This is a genomic window from Solidesulfovibrio sp. C21, from assembly GCF_047785625.1.
Lineage (GTDB): Bacteria > Desulfobacterota > Desulfovibrionia > Desulfovibrionales > Desulfovibrionaceae > Solidesulfovibrio.
This window is the reverse complement of sequence record NZ_JBLODY010000002.1, coordinates 109,380-134,151: the sequence shown is the minus strand read 5'-3', so window position 1 is coordinate 134,151 and position 24,772 is coordinate 109,380. Positions and strand designations below refer to the sequence as shown.

The following is a 24,772-nucleotide window of genomic DNA, read 5'->3' as shown; positions in this document are numbered from 1 at the left end:
CGCTTATATCCTTAGCGGCCGCGCTCTCCAAGGCGTATGCGCGGATCGGCCAGGGCATAGCCGGTGTCGGCCAGCAGGTTGCCGGCCAGGGTCAGCACGGCGCCAAGCACCAGATTGCCCATGATGAGCGGATAATCGCGGGCCATGACCGACTGGTAGAAGAGCTGGCCCAGGCCCGGCAGGGCGAAGATGGATTCGATGATGACCGAGCCGCCGATGAGCCCGGGCACGGAAAGCCCCAGGATGGTGATGACCGGCAGCAGGGCGTTTCGAAGCGCATGCTTGTAGATGACGACATGGCCGGGCAGGCCCTTGGCCCTGGCGGTCAGCACGTAATCCTGGCGCAGCACCTCGAGCATGGAGGAGCGCAGGAAGCGGGACATGCCGGCGAGGCTGCCGAAGGTATAGATGAAGATCGGCAGGGCCAGATGGCGGGCGAGGTCCAGGGTTTTGCCCAGCGGCGACAGGCTGGCGAAGTCCATGGAGGTGAGCCCGGAGATGGGGAGCACGGCCCAGTGGATGCCGAAAAGCAGCATGAGGAGCAGGGCCAGCCAGAATCCGGGCATGGCGAAGCCGATGAAGACGAAGACCGTGGCCGCGCGGTCGAAAAGGCCTCCCTGGCGCACGGCCGAGGCCACGCCGATGGGCACGGCGATCAGCAGGGTGAGGATAAGGGAGAGGATGTTCATGGAAAAGGTCAGTGGCAGGCGTTCCTTGATCTTGTCCCAGACGGGTCTGTGGTCGCCGGAGAGGGACTGGCCGAAATCGAAGCGGACGAGCTTGCCGAGCCAGTCGGCGTATTGGATATAGAGGGGGCGGTCGAGGCCGTAGAGTTTCTGGAGCCTGGCGTGGGTCTCGGCGGTGGCCAGGGGATTGAGCGTGGTCTGCATGTCCGTGGGAGAGCCCGGGGCCAGGTGGATGACGGCGAAGCTGATGAGGGTGATGCCGAAGAAGATGCCGGCGACCCAGAGGGTTTTGCGCAGGAGGCGTTTGGCCAGGACGAGCACGTTAAGGGGACTCCTTGTGGCTATGGCAAGCGCCATCGTACGGTCGGGTTGTACGGGAAACGGGTATGGAAGAAAAGGGCGCTGGGAAAAATGGGCGGGCGGGGGAAAAAGCGCTTGACTTTTTTTTGTGTGAGGATAATTTCACCTCTCGCTGCGGGGCTGTAGCTCAGTTGGGAGAGCGCTTGAATGGCATTCAAGAGGTCGTGGGTTCGATTCCCTCCAGCTCCACCACAGATTTCAAGGGGTTAATTCGAAAGGATTAACCCCTTAATCTTTTGGCTCAGCCAACATGTGCCAACAAGTTTTATTGGCGGGTGTGTATGAGCCAGCACAAGTAGATTTCCCAATTATTTCTACCAGAAACTTTTCCGGCCCCTCTTGATAAAATTTCAAGTGGTTGCCCTGCCCTGGTTTTTTACTGGATCAGAATTTTTTGGATTTTTATTCAGGGCTGGTTTACCTGGGAATTACTTGATGACACTTGGTGGATTTTCAAGCGCTCGGTTTTCCCACCTTGTCATTGGGGTGGAATATTGAGTAGGCGGATAATAAGTCCAGATAATTTGATTTAAATTCGACCAAAGACTGGGAAATTGACAATGCCTAAAAAAAAGTACTCTAAAGAATCAATACTTAAATTACTGCAAAATATTTCCACTAATCAGGGTATTACTAGCTTAACAAAAAAAGATATTTGTAATCACATACCGGCATCAACGGTCAACTATTATTTCGGATCATTGAGCAAGGCTTGTGATGCAGCAGGAATTGGATGTGCAGAAAAAGGAGCAAACCTTGCTAGTATTGCAAAAAGCAACGCTATTGACGACGGTGCTTTGTTTCAATCATTATTTGAACTAGAATGCGACCTTGGGCATACCCCTAGTTACAATGAATATTCTTCTTCTGGCAAGTTTTCTACTCGTCCATTTAGAAAAAGATTTTCCACATGGGGTAATGCTTTAGTTTATTATGAAAAATGGAGGATTGAAAATGAAATTGTAAACAACACAAAGAATACGACAGACGGTAAAAATCAAATAGCACTTAGTGATTCCTTGCCCAGTCGAAGCATGTGCCAGGAAAGGCGTGCAAAAGGTAATACAAATGATGTCTTCAAATTTTATGGTGAACCGATTAATTTTAGAGGCTTAAGACATGCTCCAATTAATGAGCAAGGATTTGTTTATTTATTTGGAATGGTAAGCAAAGAACTGGGGTTTTTTATTGAATCCATTCAACAAGGATTTCCAGATTGTGAAGGAAAATATTTATTTGATCAAAAGAAAAACTTATGGGCCAGGGCTAGAATAGAATTCGAATATTTGTCGTCAAATTTTAAAGAACATGGCCATGATGTAAATGAATGTGATTTTATAGTTTGCTGGGTTAATGACTGGAAAGATTGCCCGATAAGTATTATTGAGCTGAGTAAAGAAATAATAAAGCTTAATTCTAAATAAACTGTCATTGGAGCGAAAATTTGCTTTTTAACAATGTGAACCTATCGTAAGAAGAGATCCTTATCCGACCTCCAAGGAGCCTAGGAGAACTTTAATTATACTTGTTCTGGCTTGTTTTCCTGTGCGAATTCTAAGCACACAAAAAATATCAAAAAAAGGACTTTTGTGAAAACAAATTTAGAATTATATCATGTAAACAGGAAGCTCCCGTGGGGTGGCGATCTATTTGAAGTTGGGAAGAGTTATTCGATAGGAGACAGGTATAATCCATTTTTTTCAAGATTTTATTCAAGTGAACCCCGTCATCCCATGGCTCAAGAAGGAGAAGATTGTCAAAGTTTGTTTGAAAAACTTCAAAAAGATATTGCTTCAGGTCAAGTCAAGATACCAAACGATATCTTTACATACGCTGAAGTATGTGTGCGACACTATCGAATGTTATCGAGAGAATTGTTATTCGATATGGTCAGAGTTAGTATGAATCCAAGCCTACCATCGCGAATGAAATCTCTTTTTATGACTGAGCTTGACGGAATAGAACGCTGGATAAATGTTTTGGGGAAAGATGTTCCAACGCAAGTTGTCAGATGTCTTACGCAAGGAAAAATATTTAAGGTAGATAGCAACCTAATTGATGCAGGTTTCAAGGAAGGTCTTGGTTACTGGCAAGATTCAGCCCTTAAATATTGGGCTGGTCAATCTTCTGATAAGCCAAAATATGAATATTTAGTAGAAGGCACAGTAACAGTCTTGCAGGTAATTTAATTAATCTCTTTGCATTTTGTAAAAATTAATAAAAAATTTAGATATGTACGATAAAAAAATAGCCCACGTAAGTATTGTTGCGTAACTGACGTGGGCTTTTACTAAACTAAACCAAACACTACTCTTCGACTACTTTAGCTTGTTTCTTGCTAAAGCAATGATTTATCTTTCTTGTCTTTAAAAAATTCAAACGGCATCACACCTGCATCTTTTGCCTGCTTCATAAGATCTTTAAGATCTTTAAACCCGTTTTCAGCAATGAAGTTACTAACTTCAGATCTAGCAACTTTATATTCTTTCATGATGTAATCAGAAATTTTCAATGGGTTATTGTCACCCTTAAGTACTGTTCGTTTGATATCACCAGTCATGTCTTCGTTAGCAACTCCATATTTTTGCATGTACTCTTCACGGGAATTAATACCATGCGATTTAAGGTGAACGATAGTAATTGATTTGAACGTTTTGCCGCATACTGCACATCTTACTTTTCCATCAACATATTCGTGTTTAAATTTACCAACAGGAACGGCAGGAAGAGCCATTTGATTTGACGACGCAAGGATGGTGTTTGCTTCATAAGCAGGACCGTGGTCTAATTCTAACAAGTCCTTATAAATTGTTTCAGTTACTTTTTGCAGATCAGAGTAGTGAACTTTCCCATGACGGGCTTGATCTTTAGCTATATCAACTGCTTCAGACCACAATTTTCTATTAAACATAACCATCTCCTTTTAGAATGATGGTGTCCATATAGCTCTCCCGAGAATAATTTGTCAACGTTCACCAGAAAATAGACCAAGTAAATTTTCCGGAGGTCCATTGGGGGAACGGCACTTGGTCTGGCCCATAGGACACCCCCTGAATTCGCGTCCTAGGGGGTCTTCCTGGAGCTTTCCCAGATGGTCCTTCCCATTGGGCTCCCCCAGAGCTAAAACCCCAGGAAACGCCCGTATATCCCCAAAGCCCGTTTTCCATAGGGATTCGCTCGGTTTAAGCTGGCGCACCGTGACAAGTCCATGTGACCAGGGTATCTTCTTTTAAAGAATTAAAAAAGGAGCTATCATGGACAACAAGAATATGGATGCGATAGAAAGTAAGGATAAGATTTTGAATGCTTTTAGACCTATTGAAAATATATTTAAAATAATGGATACGTCTGCACCAGAAGTGTATGGCGAGTTAACGCAGTTGTACTCGGAAATCGGTAATATTCTTTGTAAAAATTTCCGCAATGAACTTGAATCTGTCCTCTTTAAAAATGTCTCTAGAGATATTGACAAGTGAAATTGCTTTGTATGACCATTTGTGTGTGAGACCTGAATGTTCGTAACGCCAATGTTGCAATCTTACTGATGCAATTTAGATGAAATGGTTAAGTTTGTTTTGAATCGCACGAATTCTATACAAATTTCAGATGAAATAGCTGACATTCATATCTAATTAATACTAAGTAAAATGCTTAATGCAATTAGTAGTGTTATTTTAATATAACTATAACTGATCAAAAATGCCCGGATACAAATTTTTGATCAATAAAAAACGAGCCGTGATTTGCAATAACTTCCGCTACGACTGAGAAAAATACTCATGATGATCCAGCTTTTTAACTAGGTAAACTGCCCTCCTGGACCTTTTACCCCTGGAGTCATTAAACTTGGGTCGTAAATTGTCACCCGTCGACCAGGTCCGTTTATTTACTGGGGCTTTCGCTACATCTCCCCATGCCAGCACCGGTAAAGATCGGTTTCTCCAAGAGTACCAGCTACCAAGGCAACTCTTTCGATGAGACACCCTCGGTCTAAGAAATTTTACTCAGTCAGCAATTGACCACGCCCCGCTCCGTTCGGTAACAAAAAGCCCGGATACCCCGTGTCCTCAGTGTTTATCCCCTAGGCTGGCCGCGCGTGATATCTGGTATCGGGATCGGTCAAATGACCATCTAGATTTTTCATCGGGGAAATATGCATATAAGCCCGGCAAAGAGGAGGAGTAAACCCTACCCAAACCTAGGGTATAAATTAAAAAATTCCAATTATATTAATAAGTTATTAAAAAAATTCGCGGAGGTGAATATTTTCTCTAAATATATGAAATTATTATATAATTTAATTTTATTAATAATTTTATAAGTTTAGATAAATTTAATTTAGTTTTTAACTCACATAATTATTTATAAGGATTATGAAATGGATAATAAGGAAGGAACGTCAATAATTCCTATTAATATTGAATCCATTATTGCCGCCCTAGAAACTTTAGAATTTAAAATAAACAAACAAAGTGACTCAGAAGATGTGGTCCAGGCCCGTTTAAGGTTAGAAAGTGGAAAATACTTAAACCAAGCAAAAATCTTTATAAAACAACAAGGCTTGAAGTGGGAAATAGAAGTATCAAAAATAATACCCAAAAAACAAGATGGAACTCCCGTAATTAAGAAAACAACTAGGGCTGAAAGAATGAAGGTTGCATCACTTAAACACATAGAAAAATACTTATTTCTAGGATGGAGCAAGCTTGTTAAAATATCAGAACTAATTAAGGGAGATGATGTAGACGGGTTCATGGCCGATCTAGGGTTCGACAATACAACGGCTAGTAGTCTTAATTATAGTGACTTCTCTATAGCTATTGATGCAAAAGTTGTGATGAAATTATTGAAGAAAAATAATATTAATATTTCAACAGATCTTGTTTTAAAAGCACTTAGAAAAGGCGTAGTATTTGAAGATAAACTTTTGAATCAACTATCTAGTAAGTCACGGCCTGATCTAGTTTTAAAAGCACGAATGCATTATGACCTAACAAAACCTATAGCAATTCAAAATAAATCACCGCTGGCTCTTTCGTCTGAAATAGAAGAAACAATGGAAAAGTTAATTACGTTAATGGGAAAAGCATTAAAAACAGATACAGTCCCGAAGCACATTCCGGGATTTATGTATGAAGATTTAGCGCATTATAATTCTATTTTATATGAAATGTCATTGCCGTTCAAATAGTAGGACATAGCATGAGAATTTATCAATCATCAATAACGGCAGCATCTCTTAGACTTTTAAAAAAGTTACAGCCGGATATTAAAATACACGTCCTTAGGTCGTATTTGGTTGATGGTCCGGGTACATTTGAAATATTAAGTAATAATCCTGGAAATGTAAAATCATTAGCACTTGATTCTGGGACATTTAGTCTTACTCAAAATACCCATAAACACCACATAGATGTTTTGAATTATGCAGATTTCCTAGAAGACTGTTCCGATTTTTATACATTTTATTTTGGATTTGATCCTGAGCATGGAGATGAAGGAACAGAGTCAAGTATTGAAAATCAAAGGATACTTGAATCTAAGGGATTTCAACCAATTCCAGTTATCCAAAATTTAAAACTTGAAGTAGACTATTACGCTTCACTAGCAAGTAAGTATCCACTTGTTGCAATAGGATCAACAAGAAAAAAGAAAATTGATGATCTAGTGAAAGCAACAAATATTTTACATGCCGCCAACATAAAAGTTCATTGGTTTGGGATCGGTAGTTTTAATAAATTAAACAAGGCTCCAGTTTGGTCGTCTGATTGCTCTTCTTTTGCAAAGTGGATTAAAAATGGAAGATTAGTATTTTATGATGAAGTTAACGGCAAAGAAATTTCGTTTGCTACAAGAGAATATGGTAAAAATGGATCGTTAAACAAAGATTATATTAGGATTCACCCTTTGTGCCAAGATTACGAAGACTGGTTGCAAGAAAAACTAGATTTAAGCCTAGAAGATGTTATTCATCATGGTGATATGAAACTTGCCGTTAATAGTTACTACTTCTACGAACTTGAGCAGAAGCTGACCGAAGAACAAACAGCAAGAGGGTGTGTATACGATCATTACTAACAATTATCAAGCAAGGTGTTCAAATGAATGTAGATTCACTGCAACCGCCAGAATTAAGATTTTACAACTACTTATCGCCAAGACCACGATGGGGTAACGGCAAAGAAATGTTTAACATTGGAAGGAAAGAAGATATAATAAATATTGCTGCATACATACAAATGCCAAACCATAGAAAACAGTACTTAAGCTTTGATTTGGATTATGAATGTGCAGCAAATGTTTGGATAGATGAGGGATTGCCAGAACCGACCTTGATTGTAATAAATAATGAAAATTCTCATGCACATTTACATTATGAATTGACCGTGCCGTTACTTTTGCCTATACGCAATCGAAATGCTACGTATAGCTTGAAAGCAAAAAGATATTATGACAGTGTAGTTCTAGGATTATGTGCGAGAATGAACGGCGACATGGGCTTTAACGGGTCCAATATCAAAAATCCATTTTACCAATATATCGAGAAGAAACAAGCAGAACAATTAAATTTGCCGTTCGATAGCAAATGGAAAGTTCATTGGGCTGATCATACTTACGATCTAGACGAGTTAAACGAATATGGACTTACTATAAAGGATAGTGCCGTTAAGCTCGAGATAAATCCCACAAGTAGAAATCAATCTCTCTTTCATTCATGCAGAAAACATGCCTATAAAATTGTAAAGCAATATACTAATGAAAATGCTTTTTATCAAGCTGTGCTAATTATTTGCAACCAGTTTAATGAAAAATACTTAAGAAATATTATTAAAGATCATCCCTACACTTTAAAAGAAGCTGCATCAGCTGCACGTTCTATATCAAATTGGACATGGCAACATAGAAATGATCCAAGTTTTTCAAATTTTAGTAAGAATCGTGGTATCATGGGCTTAACAAGGACATTTCAAGACAAAGGTTCACCAGGACATTTGCAGGAGATTCATGACTGCGAACAAAAAGGAGCTACTTATACTCATTGTATACGAAAAAATAAAACTATTACAAAGATCACTGAAGCAGTGAATTATTTAACTAGCAGTAATATTCAAGTAGATTTGAAAGAAATATGTAAAATAACTGGACTAAGTGTATCAACAGTATATAGATATCAAGATTTAATAGATAGTTTAGATATCAAAATATAATTATATAATTTTAATATTTTATAATAAAATATTTCTATTATATAAATCTATTAAAGAGAACATTATCTGCCATTATCTAATAACCCATTTGGGAAAATGTTCTATTGTATGTCTCATTTATAATTCTCATTAATTATATTTTTCTAACATTGTCAGTTATTAAAAGGCGTATTAGTTTTTTTAGAATATTTCCGAAAGATATATTTAGAAAAATTTGCAGTTTGCAAACACCATGGGTGCTTTGTATATTACAATTCCTTTCCTGGCCTAGCCAGGAGATATCTTGTCTTGAAAAGATATCGAGTCAAAAAATAAACATTACTTAAGAAATACTAGACTAGTCGTACTCTCCTCGAATTATGTCTAACTAAGAATGACTTACTCGTTATGGAGCAATCCAGACGAGGGAGAAGTTGAGACGAAAACCAGCCCGTATGTATGACAATACAGAAGTCAAGGTGGCCCATATGTTGGATGAGGTTCATGGTAAACTGAAATCCGTTGATTTTTAGTAATCATCTGAAAATATTATAGGTCAAGTATAATAATATTTGGATATATGGATGCGATTAGACTCGGGATGGATTTATTGGAATGAAATAGACCAAAGGAAGCCCTTGTGAAAAGATTTTCTGGAGATGAAAAGCTTGATTTTCATGAGGGTGTCTGAAGTTTGTAAGAAACTATCGATTGGTATTCGGTGTAGCATGAAATGTCATTAAATTTAAGCATATGAAAAGTTGCCCCTATAAAAATATAACCCTGCTGTTCATTAGTAGTACAGCGTAATTAAAAGCTACTTAAAAACATTAGACATTTGTGATACATCGAATACCAATTGACGTAGCCGTATGCGGGAAAACCGCTTGTACGAATTAGCTGCAACAGAGGGCTAGGACAAGTAATTGATCCTTTCTACTCTTAGGATTCATGTTTCTATCTGATTAATTTAGATAGGAGCATGTTTCTGTGAACTGCAAAGAATATTTTGCATAAAGGTCTTCATCCTATGAGGACCTTTTTCTTTTATTTACTTTAACGGCAAAATTCATCCGTCTTTTCGGTCTGCTGTCGCTCTTCCCACGATCCCGTACATGGACTGTACCTGTGACACCCCCTGTAAAATCCATTCTCCTGGGTTTTCTGGGCTTTTCCCATGCCCGGGTATCAGTCAAGGGCAAAAACCAACGTATGGGGTTCCTAGGGCCAGATAAGGGCAACCCGCTAGTGCCGGCTGGGTATTTTTGCAAAATTTTAAGGTTAATTTGCGCAAAACACAGATATTTTGCCGTTAATTCAGTGATTTAAACCTATTTAGACAGATATACCTATTAACAACAACATTTCTATGCAAAGGAGTTGTTATGGGTGCCAAGAATGAAACCAATGGTGACGTTCCTAATCAACAGTCGAAAAAGAAACTTGAATCAAAATATGACGCAAAGCTTTTAAGGCAACTGGTCAAGGATGGTCTTGATGCAACACAAATTATGCAGAAGATGTCTATCAGACACAAGCAGACCTTGAAACAATACATCCTTAAATTAATCAGTACTGACAGAGTGCTGTATGAAGTTAAGGACTTGTATACCAAGGACTCGAAACGTCCGAGAGTAAATCAAACTGGATTTTTACGAATTAACCTGAACGCTCACGACCTCGGTGACATTGAAGTCAACGAAGGAGATGAGTACTCAGTCGAAGTCAATGGAAATCAGATCATCCTGACCAAGATTCACCCATAACACTCTAACTGAAATGTCATGTAGATTCGTCTGCATGACATTTCTTATTATTCGCATGTGCTAAGAATATATTAAGTTTAGATATATACTGTGCAAATTTGTTTGCTTTTGCATCATATTTTTATCATTCAGAGCTATGTATAATTATAATTCAGTACGTTTCATTATGAACAATAAAATACAAATATAATTACTATATCCAAAGTACGATTCTACATAGAAACGGACATTGGGATTTTAATGGTGGAGAAATCAAAGAAAAACAAGGAGATAACCTAGACCCACTGGGGCTTGCCCCAGGACAGGCAGTTTCCAATGCTTGATTTTACCATGTTTTAAACCAGAAACAAGGATTGGAGGCAGTTATGAAGGTTGAACCGATAATAGACATGAAGCACATTAAACGCATAAAAAAGCTCTTAATCACTAACCAAAGAGACAGATTGCTATTTATAATGGCAATCAATACTGGCCTCCGGGTACAAGATGTTTTAGCTTTAAGAGTATTAAGTGTTAAGACCAGTAGTACTGGTGATCGAATTTGTCTCAAGGAAAAGAAAACTGGCAAAGAAAATGTGTTCATCGTGAATAAGGAGATAAAATTAGCTCTCGATGAATATTTTGCATCTGTTGAAACCAAGGATAATGACTACCTATTCAAAAGTAGGAAGGGTCAGAACAGTCCATTAACAACATATGCCGTCACTAAGATGGTACAAAGGTGGTGTGATGAGATCGGTTTGAAGATCAATGCGGGTGCTCATACACTCCGCAAAACATGGTGTTATCAACAACGAACATATTTTAAGGTTAGTTGGGCTTTGCTCGCATCTAGGATGCAACATAGTTCGCCGTCAATAACAAGGAGATATCTTGGAATTCAGGAGGAAGAAGTAGAGGACATTTTACTCAATACTATTTGAACTTCAACCAAAGGAGCCAAAAGCTCCTTTATTTAGAATGTTTTGATGCTTAATTCTTACACATGGTTGCATAAAATCAATTATTTAAGATGTAATCTTGAATTTGGAGGTTATTATGGGCGTTTATCAACGCGATGGTCGATGGTTGGTTTATTGGAATGAAAACGGCAAACGTCGTGATAAATCATTTGGGAGTGGAGATAATGGTAAATATCAAGCCGAGATGTTTGATGCAGCTGTGAAAAATGCTAAATCTAACAATCAAACCGTACCTGATCCGAGCTTTGTTCAAACTTATCAAGCCCCAGTAGTTAACGTAAGTCCAATTAGTTATGAACCTGTTCAGCCAGTGGCAACTGTTGAAACTGGTTCAATTACATTTGGGAAACTTGCGCAAAAATACTTAGAACACTTAAGTGCTTCAGGTAAGACCGAGAAGCACATTTTAACTATTGCAAATCTTTTGAAGACATGCTTTTTCACTTTGCTTAGCAAGACAAAGTGTGTTGATACCATGACATATGTTGATGACATTTTGCCGTTTATTAAACACTTTCAAGGAGTGAGTAGTATAACTGGCAGACCAAGATCACAGATAACCGTTAACCGCTATTGCGATTATGTTGATGCAATTTTCAACTTTGGCATTGAAAATGAATTGTCAAAGATCAATCCGATGTCAAAACGAAAACGTTCAAAGGAAAGACCACGTGATGTTCAGCTTAACATCGAAGACATGAAAAAAATTATGGAGAAAGCTGAACCTCATTTAAAATGGGCAATGGAAGTTTGTTTTAACCTGGGTACTCGACCAGGAGAATCCGAACTTCTTTCACTCAAATGGAGTAACGTTGATTTTACTAAGGCAACTGTCCGTATTTATGCAACAAAAACTAAAACATTTAGAACCGTACCGATAAAAGTTTCATTCCTTGAAAAGCTTAAATCTATGCGCGAGTATTCAGTCTCAGATTACATTGTTGAATACAATGGACGTCAGATTAAGTCTTTAAAAGGTTCATTCAGAACAGCTAGTGAACATGCTGGCATTAACTATCCTGTTCGTTTGTATGATTTAAGACACTTATTCGCTACCACTTTGTTGAGTAACAGTGCTGACTTAGCAGCTGTATCAAAGTTAATGGGACACGCTACAGTTAAAATGACAGCTGACACATATTATCACTATCTTGAAGGAGAAAAAGAACGAGCTGTTAGCATGTTGCCTGACATTGCTTAGTTTGTATAAGGAGAGTCGAAAGCCTCTCCTTATGCTTCATTAATTTTTACCACAGCAATGTTTAAATTTGCGATGGCTACCACATGTGCAAGGATCGTTTCTTCCAATGTGCCTATTAATGTTTTTATAGGGAAGAATAGTACTAGTACTTGTCGCAGACATTGCCCTGTCTTGCTCGAAATATTTATATATCCTTGGTGTATAAACGGCAATACTTGCGAGTAATAATTCTCGTTTAGTATCATCGATAGTTTTTGTTCTAAGCTCTTCATTCTCATCATGTTCATGGGCCAAGGCCATGATTGGCACCAATAATCCAGATTCGTTTTCGTCATAAAGTAGTTTTTTCCAATTATATCCACCAATTTTCATTCCAGTCATAAAACCTATAGACCATCTGTTGCCAACTGAAGAATTAGAACCATCTGATTCAATAAGTAATGGATCAAAAGTATCTTTTTCAATCAATACTTTAGCTATACTATTGAAATATCTTAATATTAATGTTGTGTAGCGCTCAGCTTCACTGACTCCATTAAATTCATGTAAATCACCCCATATGTATGGAAAATAAACACTTGGCATGATTAATTCAGGAGAACATACTAGTGCCGTTAGAAACCCATCTAGTGTCTCAATACTCATGGAACCAGGTGATTCTACTAGATAAGAAGCAAGATCATCTATCTCTTCATCTGAAAGCGGTATGTTCAACAAATCGATCATGATAACCTTCTAGGTCAGGCCTGGTCGGCGTCATGAAAATTAAACCGTTCTGATGGCCAGACCAGTAATCCCCGGTCAACTCAGCGAGTACTAGCAAAACCGGCTTAAACTGGGAATATGGAAGTTCTCCGCTGACCGATGACGACTCGGGGATATTCCCAGTAGTTTTTAACAACGATCCGAGAAACCAGGAAAAATCTTCGATTAAGTACGCCAGTGGCTGTACCGTTGGCACTCCCGCCAAAAACCGACCACATATTAGTTGGTTACAGCCAAAAAGAAGCTTTGGCAGCCAACGATTTAACTAGAAAGTCCTATTATTTTAACTATATAGGTGGAATGGCATTCAAGAGGTCGTGGGTTCGATTCCCTCCAGCTCCACCACGAAGCATGCCAAGGGGTTACCGAGAAATCGGTGACCCCTTTTTTTTTGCCTAAGCGCCAACACTGGATGTTGGCGGATGGATATGGGACGATGCCAGAAAGCCCAAGCTATTAGGCCAAGAAACTATTCCACCATCTTGTTTTTCTTACGGCCCCGATCAATGTTGCTTGGAGTAATATGAATGTTGAAAGTCATAGCGGCCCGAAATTTTCGCTAACAATTCCACCAAATAAATGTCAATGAACTTTCAGCTTGAAGTAGACCCCACCCTTTCAGAGGACAGCACCGTTTATAGGATTGTTGACTTTTTTTCTGCTGCTCAAATAGTCTTGAATAATAAATTTATGTTTTCGAGGGCAGATACTTTCCCAGACAAAAATGAAGGAATCGATCGATTACTTACGCAACTGGAAGTTTCTGGTGCTGGGAGCTGTGGTGGAATGGGGTGGACTGACAGAGAAACAGCAAAGAAAAGTCACAGACTTACTCAGAAAAGCCATTATATCAGTTGCTGGAGCCGCGCATGCAATTCTGTCGCAATGTGGTCACTATATTCTCAAGACTTTGCTTCTGTTAGAATATCTACCAAAATTACAAAACTCAAAGCCCTAACTGGAAATATTATAGATGAATATAGTTTCCTACGACTCCGAGAAGAAGATTTAAATAAATCTGTAGTTGTTTGTGTCGAAGCTCGTATAGCTCCTGTTGATTACAAATCATTGGATGTCTTATCATCAAGAGTACAACGCAGACTTAAAGCATTTAGAAGAATTAAGGATCGCTATCTTCGAGAAGGAAAGGAGCTCCCCAAACCAGGCAGCATTCCTCCAAAATATTTTGAAAGAAAAAAGCAAAGACAAATTATTAAATCATTAAAAATGTTTTCATTAAAAGATAATAGTTTTGAACATGAAAAAGAAGTTAGAATTGTAGTTAGGCTAGGCGAAGAGCCCTGCGACGAGGAACTGCTAGCACTTCAGGGTTTTATAGAAACGGAACACCCATATCATAGTCTGATAAAATCTGACCTTGCGCTGTTCGGTAGTGTTAAGAATTGCAATCTCCAAGAAAAAGAATTCGTAAATTGTCCCAATGATTTTATTGAAAATATAGCCATTGATCCTCGCTGCCCTGCGCATAAAGAAGACTTTATGAGGAACTGGTTTCAAGACCATGGAATAAAAGTTGTGAAATCGAATTGTTTTGGGTATATTCCAGACTCATTTGATGTTTTTCCCTCAAAATGACTCTGGCAAAGATCGGTGACCCCTTTTTCTTTTGGAAAAAGCACCAGCGCCAACACTACCCGTTGGCTACGGTGTTGGACCCCGCCCCAGTATCCCCATCTCAATTTTCCCTTCGATTTGTACGAGTAAGTATCCCAGTACTTCTGGAAAGTTCCCCAAGTGTCTATTTGGGTTAGTTTTTCTGTTTCTGTGTAAATTCTTTAGGAATTTTTGCTGGTGGTGCGCTGGTTGGGTCCGGGATGGATTTTGTGGGCTACTATTCAAGCGGCCCGGTCTTTCTGACCTGCCGGTGACTACGTCTGGGCAACGAGAATCTCTGTAAAACAGACAAACCCGAGGGGGCGGCGGTTGTCTACGGCCCGACGTCTTCTCGAAAAGATGCCGGGCCGTTGGGGTTTATTTGGCCTCGCCGCTGACATCCTGATAGATGGCCTTCACCCCTGCCATGGGAATAAACAGGGACTTTTTGCCGTCGAGGAACTTGTCCAGGGAGACCGTGCGGATATTTTGGTTGTCATAGGTGCGGAAATAGATGCGATGTCGTGTCAGGTCATACACGGCTTGCCATTGCGTATAGTCGTAAGCTGTTTTGCCGGCAGCATCCTGTCCGCCGGAGACGCCCACGGGGATGGAAAAGTTGTTGATCAGATTCCAGGCAAGGATGACGGCTTCGTCGTCATTGACCACGGGTTTGGCGAAGTTGGACAGGAAACGTCATGGGCTATGGCCGGGCCTGCCCGACCACGCCGCCGCCAAGCTGGAGCTGACGCGCCAGGGGACGTTTCGCATTTACAATTCCGTGCCGGACATGGGGCAAGGCAATGCCGCCAGAGCCTGTCTGTGCGGGATCGAAGTGGACGCGCTGACGGGCATGGTCAGGCTGGGGAGTCCGTGAAACGGGAGGACCGCCTGCGCGACTACTTCCCGATACGGAAGTCAAAGTGCTCGGCGCCGATTATGCCGGCGCCAGTGCCCGAAAATCCGGCGGTGACGAACTCGAAGGAGCCAAGGCGGCCATCTTCGCAGGCGACCGTGCCATTGCCTTTCTGTTGGGACGCATGCACAAAATCACCCTTGCAGATCACGCCTTTGTTCGTCGTGAGGGTCAAATCTCCATCGCCCCAAAAATGCACAGTCGCCTTCCCGGTGAACGTCTCGGTGCTGTTGAGCACCGCGCCATGGATAGGAAGCGTCATTGCATGTGCAGGGAATATTAAAACAAGAAAAAGAACTGCGAAAGCAGCAGCCAGCTGGGAACAGAGTTTGAAGAAGTGGTACATAACGGCCTTTTTTTTAAATATTTTTCAAAAACCATTTTCCGAGGGCTTCTCTAGATCATGGTTCTCAGGATTCTTGGCTATTCTTATTATATATTACATTTATAATGCTTTGTCCATCCTGCCGGGAGATCTTTGCTGCATTCTTCCGCTGCCTCGCCAGGGACGGCTCCTCCCAGGGCTTTGCAAGAAGCCCGGGGAAGAGCCCCTTTCCCGGGGTATTCCCCGGAGAGACAGGCACAGGCGCCTCAAACGGCGCGGCCGTCAGCGTACATCCACCGCGACATGGTGCTCCCGGCGGTCATCCGCCAGGGGGATCAGGCCCTGCGCCCGTCCCGCACCCGTCTCGATCGTTTCGTTGACCATGACGCCGTCCAGCGTCACCTGTATTTCCCGGGTGGCTTTTGCGCCAAGACGCCTGACCGTGATATGATACACGGTTTCGCGATGGCGGTAGTGGATTTTGTAGGAATCCCAATGCGCCGGCATGCACGGCGCGATGCGCAGCCGGTCCACCTCCAGGGTAAGGCCCAGCAGCGTTTCCACGGTCAGTCGGTACATCCAGCCGGCCGCCCCGGTGTACCAGGTCCAGCCGCCCCGACCCGTGTGGGGCGGCGCGGCGTACAGATCCGCGCTCATGACATAGGGCTCGACCTTGTAGCAGGCGATGGCTTCCGGAGAATTCCCGTGACTGACCGGGGTGAGCATGGCGAAGTACTCCCAGGCGCGTTCCCCCTCGCCCAGCCGGGCCAGGGCCATGGCGGCCCAGATCGCGGCATGGGTGTACTGGCCGCCGTTTTCCCGCACCCCGGGCACGTAGCCCTTGATGTAGCCGGGTTCGAGGTCCGAGGCGTCAAACGGCGGGGCGAGCAGTTTGATGCACCGCGCGTCGCGGTCCACGAGACGCGCGTCCACCGCCGCCATGGCCTGCCTGGCCCGTTCGGGAGCGCCGCCGCCGGACAGGACCGCCCAGCTCTGGCTGATGGAGTCTATCTGGCAGTCCACGTTTTCCGACGAGCCAAGCGGCGTGCCGTCGTCGAAGTAGGCCCGGCGGTACCAGTCGCCGTCCCAGGCCTGGGCCTCGATGTCCTCGCGCAACCGGGCGGCCTGCACGGCGCATGTTTCCGCCAGGGCTCCGTCGCCCCGGCCGCGCGCCAGACCGGTGAACAGCTGGAGGTTCTCGTAAAGAAACCAGGCCAGCCAGACGCTTTCGCCCCGGCCGCCCCGGCCGACGCGGTTCATGCCGTCGTTCCAGTCGCCGCAGCCCATAAGCGGCAGGCCGTGCGCGCCGAAACGCAGCCCGTGCCGGATGGCCCGGGCACAATGCTCATAGAGGCTGGCCGTTTCCGACGAGCGTTGCGGCTGATCGTAATACGACTCCTCGTTTGGATCGAGTTCGCGGCCTTCCAAAAACGGCACGACCTCGTCGAGGACGCCCGTGTCTCCGGTCGTCAGCACATACCGGGCGGTTGCGTAGGGCAGCCACAGATAATCGTCCGAGAAATGGGTGCGCACGCCCTGGCCGTCGGGCGGATGCCACCAATGCTGCACGTCGCCCTGGAGAAACTGCCGCCCGGCGCAGCGCAGCAACTGTTCGCGGGCAAGCCAGGGCGCGGCATGGACCAGGGCCATGGTGTCCTGCAACTGGTCGCGGAACCCGTAGGCCCCGCCGGACTGGTACAGGCCGCTGCGCCCCCAGAGGCGGCACGACAGCGTCTGGTAGAGAAGCCAGCCGTTGGCCAGCACATCGAGCGCCGGATCGGGCGTCTCCACATTGACCGCGCCAAGCGTGCGGTTCCAGTGTTCCCACACCGTTTCCAGGGCCTGGCGCGCGCCGGCCGGGCCGCCGAAGCGTTCGATGAAAGAGCGCGCCTCGTCGGCATCCCGGGCCGCGCCGAGGAGAAAGACGATCTCCCGCTCCTCTCCTTCGGCCAGTTCGATCCGGGTCTGGATGGCGGCGCACGGATCAAGGCCGGCCCCGGTCTTGCCCGACAGAGACTTGCGGCCAAGGGCGGCGGGATTTTCCAGGGTGCCGTTTCGGCCGAGGAATTCGGTCCGGTCTCCGGTCACCGTGCGCTCCCGCTCGCTGACCTGGGCAAAGACGATCCGGCCGCCGCATTCCCGGCCGTAGGCGTTGCGGGCGAAAACCGCCCCGGTCAGCGGATCCTTTTCGGTCACGATGTGCAGGAGATTGGTATGGCGCCACTCGCCGAGCACCAGCTCGAAGTATCCGGTCAGCGACAGATGGCGCGAGCGCCCCGAGTGGTTGCGCAGCTTCGCCACCAGGAATTTGACCGGCGCGTCCATGGCGACATAGGTGGAGAGTTCCGAGAAGATGCCTCCCGCATCATGCTCGAATACGCTGTAGCCGAACCCGTGCCGGCAGACATAGCCGGACCGGCCACGGGCGGGCAGTCCCGTCGGCGACCAGAACGCTCCCGTCCGCTCGTCGCGCAGGTAGAGCGCCTCGCCGCCGACGTCGCCGATGGGGTCGTTTTGCCAGGTGGTCAGCCGGAATTCGTGGGCGTTTTCCGCCCAGGTGTAGGCGCTGCCGCATTCGCTCACGACCGTGCCGATGTGGGGGCTGGCGATGACGTTGACCCAGGGCGCGGGCGTCGTCCGGCCGGGCTCCAGGGTGATGACGTATTCGCGCCCGTCGGGCGTAAATCCTCCCAGGCCGTTTTCCAAAATACGTTCGCGCGCCGGGAGCGCCCGGACCGGTTCGCTGATCGGTCGCGGCAAGGCGGCCAGCCGGGTCGGCAAACGCCTGGCCGGCGGGCGGCGCTCCACCTGCTCGGCCAGGGTCTCGGCGGAATCGGTCAGTACGACCCGGGCGACCGTCTGGAAGAGCACCCGGTCCTCTTCGGAGAGCTCCTCGGCCCGGCGCACGAAAACCCCGCCCGGCCGGTCGATGACCGTCGCTTCGGGACCGGCGTGGACAAGACTCATGATCCGGTCGTGAAGCACCGCCCGGTAGCCCGAGAAATCCTCGTTTATGATCACCAGGTCCGAGGCCAGTCCCTTCATCCGCCAATAGGCATGGGCCGCGAGCATCTGTCCGACCAGGTCGATGCGGTCCATGTCGCCGATGCGCACCAGGACAATCGGCAGGTCGCCCGAAATGGCGAAACGCCACAGTCCGGACTGGCCGAGCTGGTTTCGGGCAATGACGCTTGGCGCGGCGCGGTGCAGGGCGTTGCCGAAAACGACGCAGGAGGCCAGGCGGCCGTATATCTGGGCGTCGGCTTCGGCCGCGCCCAGGTGGCGCAGCACTTCCTGGCTTTGAAACCAGGCCATTTCAAAGGCCCGCTCGACAAAATGCCGGTCGCCGTATTTCTCGATCACGGCCAGGGCGGCCTCGCGCGTGTCCGCGACGCCGGAGATGATCTGCACGGCCACCGATACGTCGGGGGATACGGTCACGGTGCGACGGATGGAGACGATGGGGTCGAGCACCGCGCCGGCGGTATTGGAGAGCGCCGCCGGGCCTGCGCGGCCGGAGAGGGCCAGGGGATTGGCCGCCGTTCGGCCGCGCCCGATGAAGGCGGCACGGTCGGTCTCGTAGGAGGCTTCGCCGGCAGCCACGCCAGGGGCGGCAAAAAGGTGAAACATCCACGGCGTCCGCTCGTCCGGCGTGCGGCGTCGGCGCGTGCACAGGATCGCCTGCCGGTCGGGCAGAATCTCTGTTTGCACAAAGAGGTTGCTGAAAGCGGGGTGGGACAGGTCGGCATTTTGCGGCGCCAGCACGACCTCGGCATAGCTCGTCACCTCGATATGCCGGGGATGCGAGGACAGGTTGGTCAGCGTGACCCGGCGGATCTCGACGTCGTCCTCGGGCGAGACGCTGATCTCGGTGTGGGTTTCGATACCCTGGTCGCGTCGCCGGTATTCGGCCCGCGCCTGCACGAAGGCCGCCTCATAGTGCTCGGCCGGATGCAGCGTCGGCTGATGGGCGCTGGACCAATACCGCCCGGAGTCGCTGTCGCGCAGATAGATGAACGTGCCCCAGCCGTCCGATGTGGCGTCCTCGCGCCAGCGGGTGACGGCCAGATCGTGCCAGCGGCTGTAGCCGCCGCCGGCATGGGTGGCCATGACGTGGTACCGGCCGTTGGAAAGCAGATGGACCTCGGGCAGGGGCGTATTCGGATCGGTGAAAACGCGCATGATCGCGCCCGCTTCCGTGGCCGGGGGACGGGCTGCGGCGCTTACTTCGGCGGCATGCGGGTGGAGCGTGGCCGCGTTTTTCGGCACCCGCTCCTGCAGAAGCGACTGCGTCGCCCGGATGGAGGGCGCGGCCAGGAAGCGACGTTGCATCGGCTCGCCCAGCAAGGCCTGGGCGAACGCCAGCAGGCTCATGCCCTGGTGGTGGGCCATAAACGCCCGCACCACGGCGTGATTGTTTCCCCGGGGCACGCGGGCGGGGGTGTAATCGATCGCCTCGTAGAAGCCGTAGACGCCCTGGAAGCCCTCGGCGGCAAGGCGTTCCAGGTTGCGGCAGGCTTCCCGCGGCGCCACGAGCAGGGCCAGGGCGCTGGCATAGGGCGCGATGACCAGATCCTCGCCGAGCCCCCGCTTGAACCCCAGTCCGGGCACGCCAAACGCCCTGTACTGGTAGGCTTGATTGACGTCCACGGCGTTGTAGCAGGATTCGGAAATGCCCCAGGGCACGGCGCGTTGCCGGCCGTATTCGATCTGGCGCGACACGGCGGCCTTGCAGGTCTGGTCGAGCAGGGTGTGTTCGTAATGGGGCATGACGAGTTGCGGCATGAGGTACTCGAACATCGAGCCGCTCCAGGAAATGAGGCTCGGGTCGCCGCCGTGGCTCGTCAGGAGACGCCCGAGGGAAAACCAGTGTTTTTGCGGGATTTGCCCCTCGGCAATGAGCAGGAAGCTGGTGAGTCGGGCTTCCGAGGCGAGCAGGTCGTAGCAGGACGGGTCCCGCCGCCGTTCGCCCACGTCGTAGCCTATGGCCAGCAGGTCGCGCGACGTATCGTAAAGAAAGGCAAAATCCATGGTCGCCAATTCGTGGCAACGCTCCAGCAAATCGTCGATGACGCCAAGGCGTCGCCGGGCTTCCCGGGCCTGGGGAGGTGTTTCGGCGGTCAGCGCGCCCTCTCCGGCCAAGGTCGCCAGGGTCGGGTGCGCTGGCCCCGGTGCGAACAAACGAAGCTCTTCCCGCAGGGCGCGGACCTGCCGGTTGAAGGCTTGCGCCCAGTCATGCGGCAAGGTGTCGACGGCGTCATCCCGGGACAATTCGGCCAGCAGGTTCTCCCCCATGTCCTGAAGCGCGGCCAGTACGGCGTCAATGGCCGCCGGGTCGCGCGGCGAATCTTGCCGCCCGGCGTCGCGCAGCGTCTCCCGAAGTTTCGCCACCTGCCTGGCGAGAGCCGGGGCGCGGGAGGCGGAGACGTGTTCGGCCAGCACCCGCACGGTATCCCCAAGTCCCGTCAAGGCGCGGGGGGACAGCACCGGCTGGTCCTTGAGCTCGGCCAGTCCCGCCTGCAAGGTCAGCAGGCAGCCGGCCAGGTTGCCGCTGTCGACGGTGGAAACGTATTGGGGACGAAGGGGGGTGAGCGTTCGCGTGTCGTACCAGTTGTAAAAATGGCCCCGGTAGCGCGTGAGCGTTTCCATGGCCGCCAGGGTGGCCTCGGTGCGGCGCAGTAATTCCCCGGCGCCGATGTAGCCGAAATCCCAGGCGGCCAGATTGGCGAGCAAGGCCAGGCCGATATTCGTCGGCGAGGTGCGCGAGGCGAGTATCTCCGTGGGATATTCCTGAAAGTTGTCGGGGGGCAGCCAGTTGTCCTGCGGGCCGACGAAGTGCGCGAAGAAGTGCCAGGTGCGCCGGGCCGCTCCCCGCAAAAACAGCCGCTGATCGGCGTCCAGCTCCTGCACCGGGGCCGAAAGCGGCCGGCTGATCCACCAGGCCACGACCGGCGAGACCAGCCAGAGGAGCAGGACGGGCGCGCACGAGAGCAAGGCCGCCGGTTGCCCAGGCGTCAGGGCCACGGCCAGAGCCACGGCCAGGGCCGGCGCGAACCACATCTCCAGGGCAAAATCGGCCAGACTGCGGCGCGCGTTGCGCCGCGCGTAGGCGGGACCGTGCCAGAGCAGGAGGCCGCGCCGCGTGAACAGCATGCGCAGGCCCGAGCCGGCGACAGCATCCAGGCAGACAAGCGCCTCGTAGGGCAAAAAGGCCAGGGTCAACAGCGTAAGCAGCAGCGGCCGGCCGGCCGATTTGCCGGTCTGGCGCAGTTGCGTCAGCCAACCGCGTTCCCCGGGCTTGCGCACGAGTTCGAGCAAGGCTCCCGGCAACACGGGCAGAAAGACCACCCCCACGACCAGCAGCGTCCAGAACCAGGCCGGCCCGGGCCCAAAGAGCCAGCCCAGGACCAGCAAGGCGCACAGTGACGGCGCGACGAGGCTGCGGCGCAGGTTGTCGCACAGCTTCCATACCGACAGGGCCGTCAGCGGATTCGGTTGCCGCCGCGCCTTTTCCCCGCCCGCTCCGACGGGCCCGGGCACGCGCGGCATAAGCCAGCCGGCCAGTTGCCAGTCCCCCCGTATCCAGCGGTGCCGCCGGCTGACATCCATGGCATAGCTGCGCGGGTGCTCCTCGATGAGATCCACGTCGGTCACCAGGGCGGAGCGGGCATAGCCGCCTTCCAGAAGATCGTGGCTCAGGATGAGGTTTTCCGGAAAGCGTCCGTCCACGGCCTGACGAAAGGCGTCCACGTCGTAGATGCCCTTGCCGATAAACGATCCTTCGCCGAAAATGTCCTGGTAGGCGTCGGACACCTCGCGGGTATAGGGATCGATGCCGGCCTCGCCCGCGAAGAGTTTCGCGAAGCGCGACTGCCCGGCGCTGGCCAGACTGATGGACACGCGGGGTTGCAGGATGGCGTGCCCGCAGACGATGCGCCCCTTGGCGGGATCGTAGACCGGGCGGTTGAGCGGATGGGCCATGTTGCCCACAAGCGCCCGGGCCGCGTCCCGGGGCAGTTGCGTGTCGGTGTCCAGGGTGATGACGTAGCGGATCGAAGAGAGGAGGGACGCATCGCCCACGATCTCCGAAAAGGCGGCTGCGGCTTCCCCCCGCAGCAGGGCGTTGAACTGTTCGAGCTTGCCGCGCTTGCGCTCGTGGCCCATCCAGGTCCGTTCGGAGGCGTTCCACTCCCGGGGCCGGTGGAACAGGAAAAAGATGCACGGCCGGTCGTCGTGGTAGCTGGCGTTCAGTGCCTCGATCGCCGCGCGGGCATGGGCGAGCGAGGCGGCGTCGTTTGGCAGCACGCGCTCGGGCGCATCGGGGAAATCCGTCAGCAAGGCGAAAAACAGATTGGGGTCGCGATTGCCGAGGTAGCGGATCTCCAGGGCTTCGGCCAGGCTGTCGATGTCTTGCGGGGAACCGAGCAAGGTCGGAACGACCACCATGGTGCGGTGCCCGGCGGGGATGCCTTGGGAAAAATCCATTCGGGGCAGGGAGCGCGGCGGCAGGAGCCAGGTGGCTGTCAGGTTGACCAGCGGGACGGCCAGGGCCGAACCGCCGAGCGCGCCGGTGATCGCGACAAGCCAATACCGCCAGTCTCCCGGTGAAAACCCGCCGAAAGCGGCCAACGCGAGCCAGGCCATAAGGAGGGTCAGAAGCAGGATGGGGCCGAGGTACAGGACCAGGCGGACCGTCCGGTTCGTCCGGCCGGCCCAGGCCGCCAGCGACAGACGGCAATCGACCGCCCGTTCCAGCAGGGGCCGGCCCCGATCGAGCAGGTAGTAGCCGACATGGGCGGTGCGGTCGTCGGCGCCGCGGCGCTGCGCCGCCGCGCGCGCCAGCAAAAGGACTTGCCGAGTCACCGCCAGTTCGCTTTGCGCGCTGCCCCTGGCCACCTCCTCGACGACATGCCGGTAGCGGTCGCGGGTGGCGAAATCCTGGAGGGCGTGCATCCCGGCCGGATCTTCGCGCAAGGCCTGTTCGACGAGGCTTAGGGACTCGACGTATTTCTTCCAGTCCATGGCCCCGATGAAACGCAGGCTGCCGATGCTGTTGGCGATGGAGAGCTGGTTGGTCGCGGCGGTTCGGCCGGCCGCCTCGGAAAGCTGGGTGGCGGTCACCCCCTGTTCGAGGAGTTTTTGGCCGATCCAGGTCTGAATGAAGGCCATGGAGGCTCCCTGGGTATGGAGCCGGGCATGGAATTCCTCCACAAAGGCCGCGGTCAGCGGCACATCGGCGTTGGCGAATTCGGCCAGCAGCAGGATAAGCTTTTTCGGTTCCTTTTCCGCCGTGGCCTGCATGCGTTGCGCCCAGAAGATGGCCGCGTCGCGTTCCTCGCGCCGACGCGCGATGCGGATCGCGATGCGGCGGATGTTTTCCAGCAGCGCGAGCTGGAGCATGATCGGGAAGGCCCACAATTCGCCCAGCATCAAGGGTGTGGCGGTCTGGTAGGCGGCAATGAACTGGGTGGCGTTGTCATTGTCGATGCGGCCGTCCATGTGCGAGATCAGTTCCAGCGCCAGGTCATAGCTGCGGGGGAATCCAGCCGACGGTCCATTGGCCAGTCGCGGCAACTGCCGGCTGTAGCCTCGGGGCAGATGCCGGCGGGCCAGACTGATCTGCTGCTCGATGAGATAGAAATTATCGAGCAGCCAGGCCTCGGCCGGCACGACCCGTCCCCCCGGCGTGGCCGTGACCGTCACGATGTCGTAGGCCGCCCGCAACGCCCGGGCATTGTCCGCCAGTCGCGGCAGCAACATATCCGGCCCAGGGTGGGGATCAAGGGCGTGCAGGCCGGCCAGTTTGACGGCGTGCAGCGTGAGCTGGTTGAGGCTGTAGAGTTCCGAACGCAACAGTTCGGTATTGTGGTCATTTCGCAGGGTGTGGCGCGCCCGGGTTTTCAATCCGAACTCTTTGATGCTCATGCTGCATTCCTTGCTCGAGCCCGAGATTTTGCGCGCAGTCTTGGCTTTATGTCATACGGTCTGCT

Annotated in this window: 17 protein-coding genes and 1 tRNA gene; 12 read left to right on the top strand and 6 right to left on the bottom strand. The window is 49.8% G+C overall.

Annotated elements, in window-relative coordinates:
• Positions 1 to 11: 11 nt before the first annotated feature.
• Complete coding sequence (locus ACMZ6R_RS01340) at positions 12 to 1,007, bottom strand: ABC transporter permease (RefSeq protein ID WP_416108940.1); 996 nt, start codon at positions 1,005 to 1,007, stop codon at positions 12 to 14.
• 155 nt (positions 1,008 to 1,162) lie between these two features.
• Between ACMZ6R_RS01340 and ACMZ6R_RS01335 the strand changes: the two genes are divergently transcribed.
• The 3 genes from ACMZ6R_RS01335 to ACMZ6R_RS01325 all read left to right on the top strand — a co-directional run bounded on the left by ACMZ6R_RS01335 (position 1,163) and on the right by ACMZ6R_RS01325 (position 3,235).
• Positions 1,163 to 1,238: transfer RNA gene (locus ACMZ6R_RS01335), tRNA-Ala, on the top strand.
• A 368-nt stretch (positions 1,239 to 1,606) separates the two neighbouring features.
• A complete protein-coding gene (locus ACMZ6R_RS01330; protein WP_416108909.1) occupies positions 1,607 to 2,470 on the top strand; it encodes a homing endonuclease associated repeat-containing protein in 864 nt (287 codons plus the stop codon).
• A gap of 165 nt (positions 2,471 to 2,635) precedes the next feature.
• Positions 2,636 to 3,235 (top strand): DUF2441 domain-containing protein, encoded by a 600-nt coding sequence (locus tag ACMZ6R_RS01325; RefSeq protein ID WP_416108908.1) that lies wholly within the window; start codon positions 2,636 to 2,638, stop codon positions 3,233 to 3,235.
• A 149-nt stretch (positions 3,236 to 3,384) separates the two neighbouring features.
• Here the strand turns inward: ACMZ6R_RS01325 and ACMZ6R_RS01320 are convergent, their stop codons facing one another.
• On the bottom strand, positions 3,385 to 3,957 hold the full coding sequence (locus tag ACMZ6R_RS01320) for a MucR family transcriptional regulator (RefSeq protein ID WP_416108907.1): 573 nt from the start codon (positions 3,955 to 3,957) through the stop codon (positions 3,385 to 3,387).
• Between the two features lie 343 nt (positions 3,958 to 4,300).
• Here ACMZ6R_RS01320 and ACMZ6R_RS01315 point away from each other — a divergent pair, with 343 nt between their 5' ends.
• The 7 genes from ACMZ6R_RS01315 (at position 4,301) to ACMZ6R_RS01285 (ending at position 12,162) form a co-directional block, all read left to right on the top strand.
• Positions 4,301 to 4,522 (top strand): hypothetical protein, encoded by a 222-nt coding sequence (locus ACMZ6R_RS01315; RefSeq protein ID WP_416108905.1) that lies wholly within the window; start codon positions 4,301 to 4,303, stop codon positions 4,520 to 4,522.
• A 902-nt stretch (positions 4,523 to 5,424) separates the two neighbouring features.
• Positions 5,425 to 6,237 carry a hypothetical protein gene (locus tag ACMZ6R_RS01310; protein ID WP_416108903.1) on the top strand — a complete coding sequence of 271 codons (813 nt, stop codon included), beginning with the start codon at positions 5,425 to 5,427 and terminating at the stop codon, positions 6,235 to 6,237.
• Between the two features lie 11 nt (positions 6,238 to 6,248).
• Positions 6,249 to 7,124, top strand: coding sequence for a hypothetical protein (locus ACMZ6R_RS01305; protein WP_416108901.1), 876 nt, complete (start codon positions 6,249 to 6,251; stop codon positions 7,122 to 7,124).
• Positions 7,125 to 7,147: 23 nt separating this feature from the next.
• Positions 7,148 to 8,254, top strand: a complete 1,107-nt coding sequence (locus tag ACMZ6R_RS01300) for a replication initiation protein (RefSeq protein ID WP_416108899.1) — start codon at positions 7,148 to 7,150, stop codon at positions 8,252 to 8,254.
• Between the two features lie 1,364 nt (positions 8,255 to 9,618).
• Positions 9,619 to 9,999 (top strand): hypothetical protein, encoded by a 381-nt coding sequence (locus tag ACMZ6R_RS01295; protein WP_416108897.1) that lies wholly within the window; start codon positions 9,619 to 9,621, stop codon positions 9,997 to 9,999.
• A 365-nt stretch (positions 10,000 to 10,364) separates the two neighbouring features.
• Positions 10,365 to 10,922: a tyrosine-type recombinase/integrase gene (locus ACMZ6R_RS01290; protein WP_416108895.1), complete on the top strand. Its 558-nt coding sequence runs from the start codon at positions 10,365 to 10,367 to the stop codon at positions 10,920 to 10,922.
• A 115-nt stretch (positions 10,923 to 11,037) separates the two neighbouring features.
• Positions 11,038 to 12,162 carry a tyrosine-type recombinase/integrase gene (locus ACMZ6R_RS01285; RefSeq protein WP_416108894.1) on the top strand — a complete coding sequence of 375 codons (1,125 nt, stop codon included), beginning with the start codon at positions 11,038 to 11,040 and terminating at the stop codon, positions 12,160 to 12,162.
• A 39-nt stretch (positions 12,163 to 12,201) separates the two neighbouring features.
• Here the strand turns inward: ACMZ6R_RS01285 and ACMZ6R_RS01280 are convergent, their stop codons facing one another.
• Positions 12,202 to 12,888, bottom strand: a complete 687-nt coding sequence (locus tag ACMZ6R_RS01280; RefSeq protein WP_416108893.1) for a UPF0149 family protein — start codon at positions 12,886 to 12,888, stop codon at positions 12,202 to 12,204.
• 624 nt (positions 12,889 to 13,512) lie between these two features.
• On the opposite strand from ACMZ6R_RS01280, the gene ACMZ6R_RS01275 reads away from it, so the two are divergent.
• The gene (locus tag ACMZ6R_RS01275) at positions 13,513 to 14,523 is read left to right on the top strand and encodes a DUF2971 domain-containing protein (RefSeq protein WP_416108891.1); all 1,011 of its coding nucleotides are present in this window, start codon (positions 13,513 to 13,515) and stop codon (positions 14,521 to 14,523) included.
• Between the two features lie 396 nt (positions 14,524 to 14,919).
• On the opposite strand, the gene ACMZ6R_RS01270 is transcribed toward ACMZ6R_RS01275, so the two are convergent.
• The gene (locus tag ACMZ6R_RS01270) at positions 14,920 to 15,210 is read right to left on the bottom strand and encodes a linear amide C-N hydrolase (RefSeq protein ID WP_416108890.1); all 291 of its coding nucleotides are present in this window, start codon (positions 15,208 to 15,210) and stop codon (positions 14,920 to 14,922) included.
• A 13-nt stretch (positions 15,211 to 15,223) separates the two neighbouring features.
• Between ACMZ6R_RS01270 and ACMZ6R_RS01265 the strand changes: the two genes are divergently transcribed.
• Positions 15,224 to 15,418 (top strand): hypothetical protein, encoded by a 195-nt coding sequence (locus ACMZ6R_RS01265; protein WP_416108889.1) that lies wholly within the window; start codon positions 15,224 to 15,226, stop codon positions 15,416 to 15,418.
• Positions 15,419 to 15,440: 22 nt separating this feature from the next.
• Here the strand turns inward: ACMZ6R_RS01265 and ACMZ6R_RS01260 are convergent, their stop codons facing one another.
• Both ACMZ6R_RS01260 and ACMZ6R_RS01255 read right to left on the bottom strand, forming a co-directional pair.
• Positions 15,441 to 15,803 (bottom strand): hypothetical protein, encoded by a 363-nt coding sequence (locus ACMZ6R_RS01260; protein WP_416108888.1) that lies wholly within the window; start codon positions 15,801 to 15,803, stop codon positions 15,441 to 15,443.
• 261 nt (positions 15,804 to 16,064) lie between these two features.
• On the bottom strand, positions 16,065 to 24,707 hold the full coding sequence (locus ACMZ6R_RS01255; RefSeq protein WP_416108887.1) for a GH36-type glycosyl hydrolase domain-containing protein: 8,643 nt from the start codon (positions 24,705 to 24,707) through the stop codon (positions 16,065 to 16,067).
• Positions 24,708 to 24,772: the final 65 nt, after the last annotated feature.

Coding starts and splice junctions, on each gene's coding strand:
- ACMZ6R_RS01330 (WP_416108909.1), top strand. CDS start 1,607: ATGCCTAAAAAAAAGTACTCTAAAGAATCAATACTTAAATTACTGCAA.
- ACMZ6R_RS01320 (WP_416108907.1), bottom strand. CDS start 3,957: ATGTTTAATAGAAAATTGTGGTCTGAAGCAGTTGATATAGCTAAAGAT.
- ACMZ6R_RS01315 (WP_416108905.1), top strand. CDS start 4,301: ATGGACAACAAGAATATGGATGCGATAGAAAGTAAGGATAAGATTTTG.
- ACMZ6R_RS01310 (WP_416108903.1), top strand. CDS start 5,425: ATGGATAATAAGGAAGGAACGTCAATAATTCCTATTAATATTGAATCC.
- ACMZ6R_RS01305 (WP_416108901.1), top strand. CDS start 6,249: ATGAGAATTTATCAATCATCAATAACGGCAGCATCTCTTAGACTTTTA.
- ACMZ6R_RS01300 (WP_416108899.1), top strand. CDS start 7,148: ATGAATGTAGATTCACTGCAACCGCCAGAATTAAGATTTTACAACTAC.
- ACMZ6R_RS01295 (WP_416108897.1), top strand. CDS start 9,619: ATGGGTGCCAAGAATGAAACCAATGGTGACGTTCCTAATCAACAGTCG.
- ACMZ6R_RS01290 (WP_416108895.1), top strand. CDS start 10,365: ATGAAGGTTGAACCGATAATAGACATGAAGCACATTAAACGCATAAAA.
- ACMZ6R_RS01285 (WP_416108894.1), top strand. CDS start 11,038: ATGGGCGTTTATCAACGCGATGGTCGATGGTTGGTTTATTGGAATGAA.
- ACMZ6R_RS01280 (WP_416108893.1), bottom strand. CDS start 12,888: ATGATCGATTTGTTGAACATACCGCTTTCAGATGAAGAGATAGATGAT.
- ACMZ6R_RS01275 (WP_416108891.1), top strand. CDS start 13,513: ATGAACTTTCAGCTTGAAGTAGACCCCACCCTTTCAGAGGACAGCACC.
- ACMZ6R_RS01260 (WP_416108888.1), bottom strand. CDS start 15,803: ATGTACCACTTCTTCAAACTCTGTTCCCAGCTGGCTGCTGCTTTCGCA.
- ACMZ6R_RS01255 (WP_416108887.1), bottom strand. CDS start 24,707: ATGAGCATCAAAGAGTTCGGATTGAAAACCCGGGCGCGCCACACCCTG.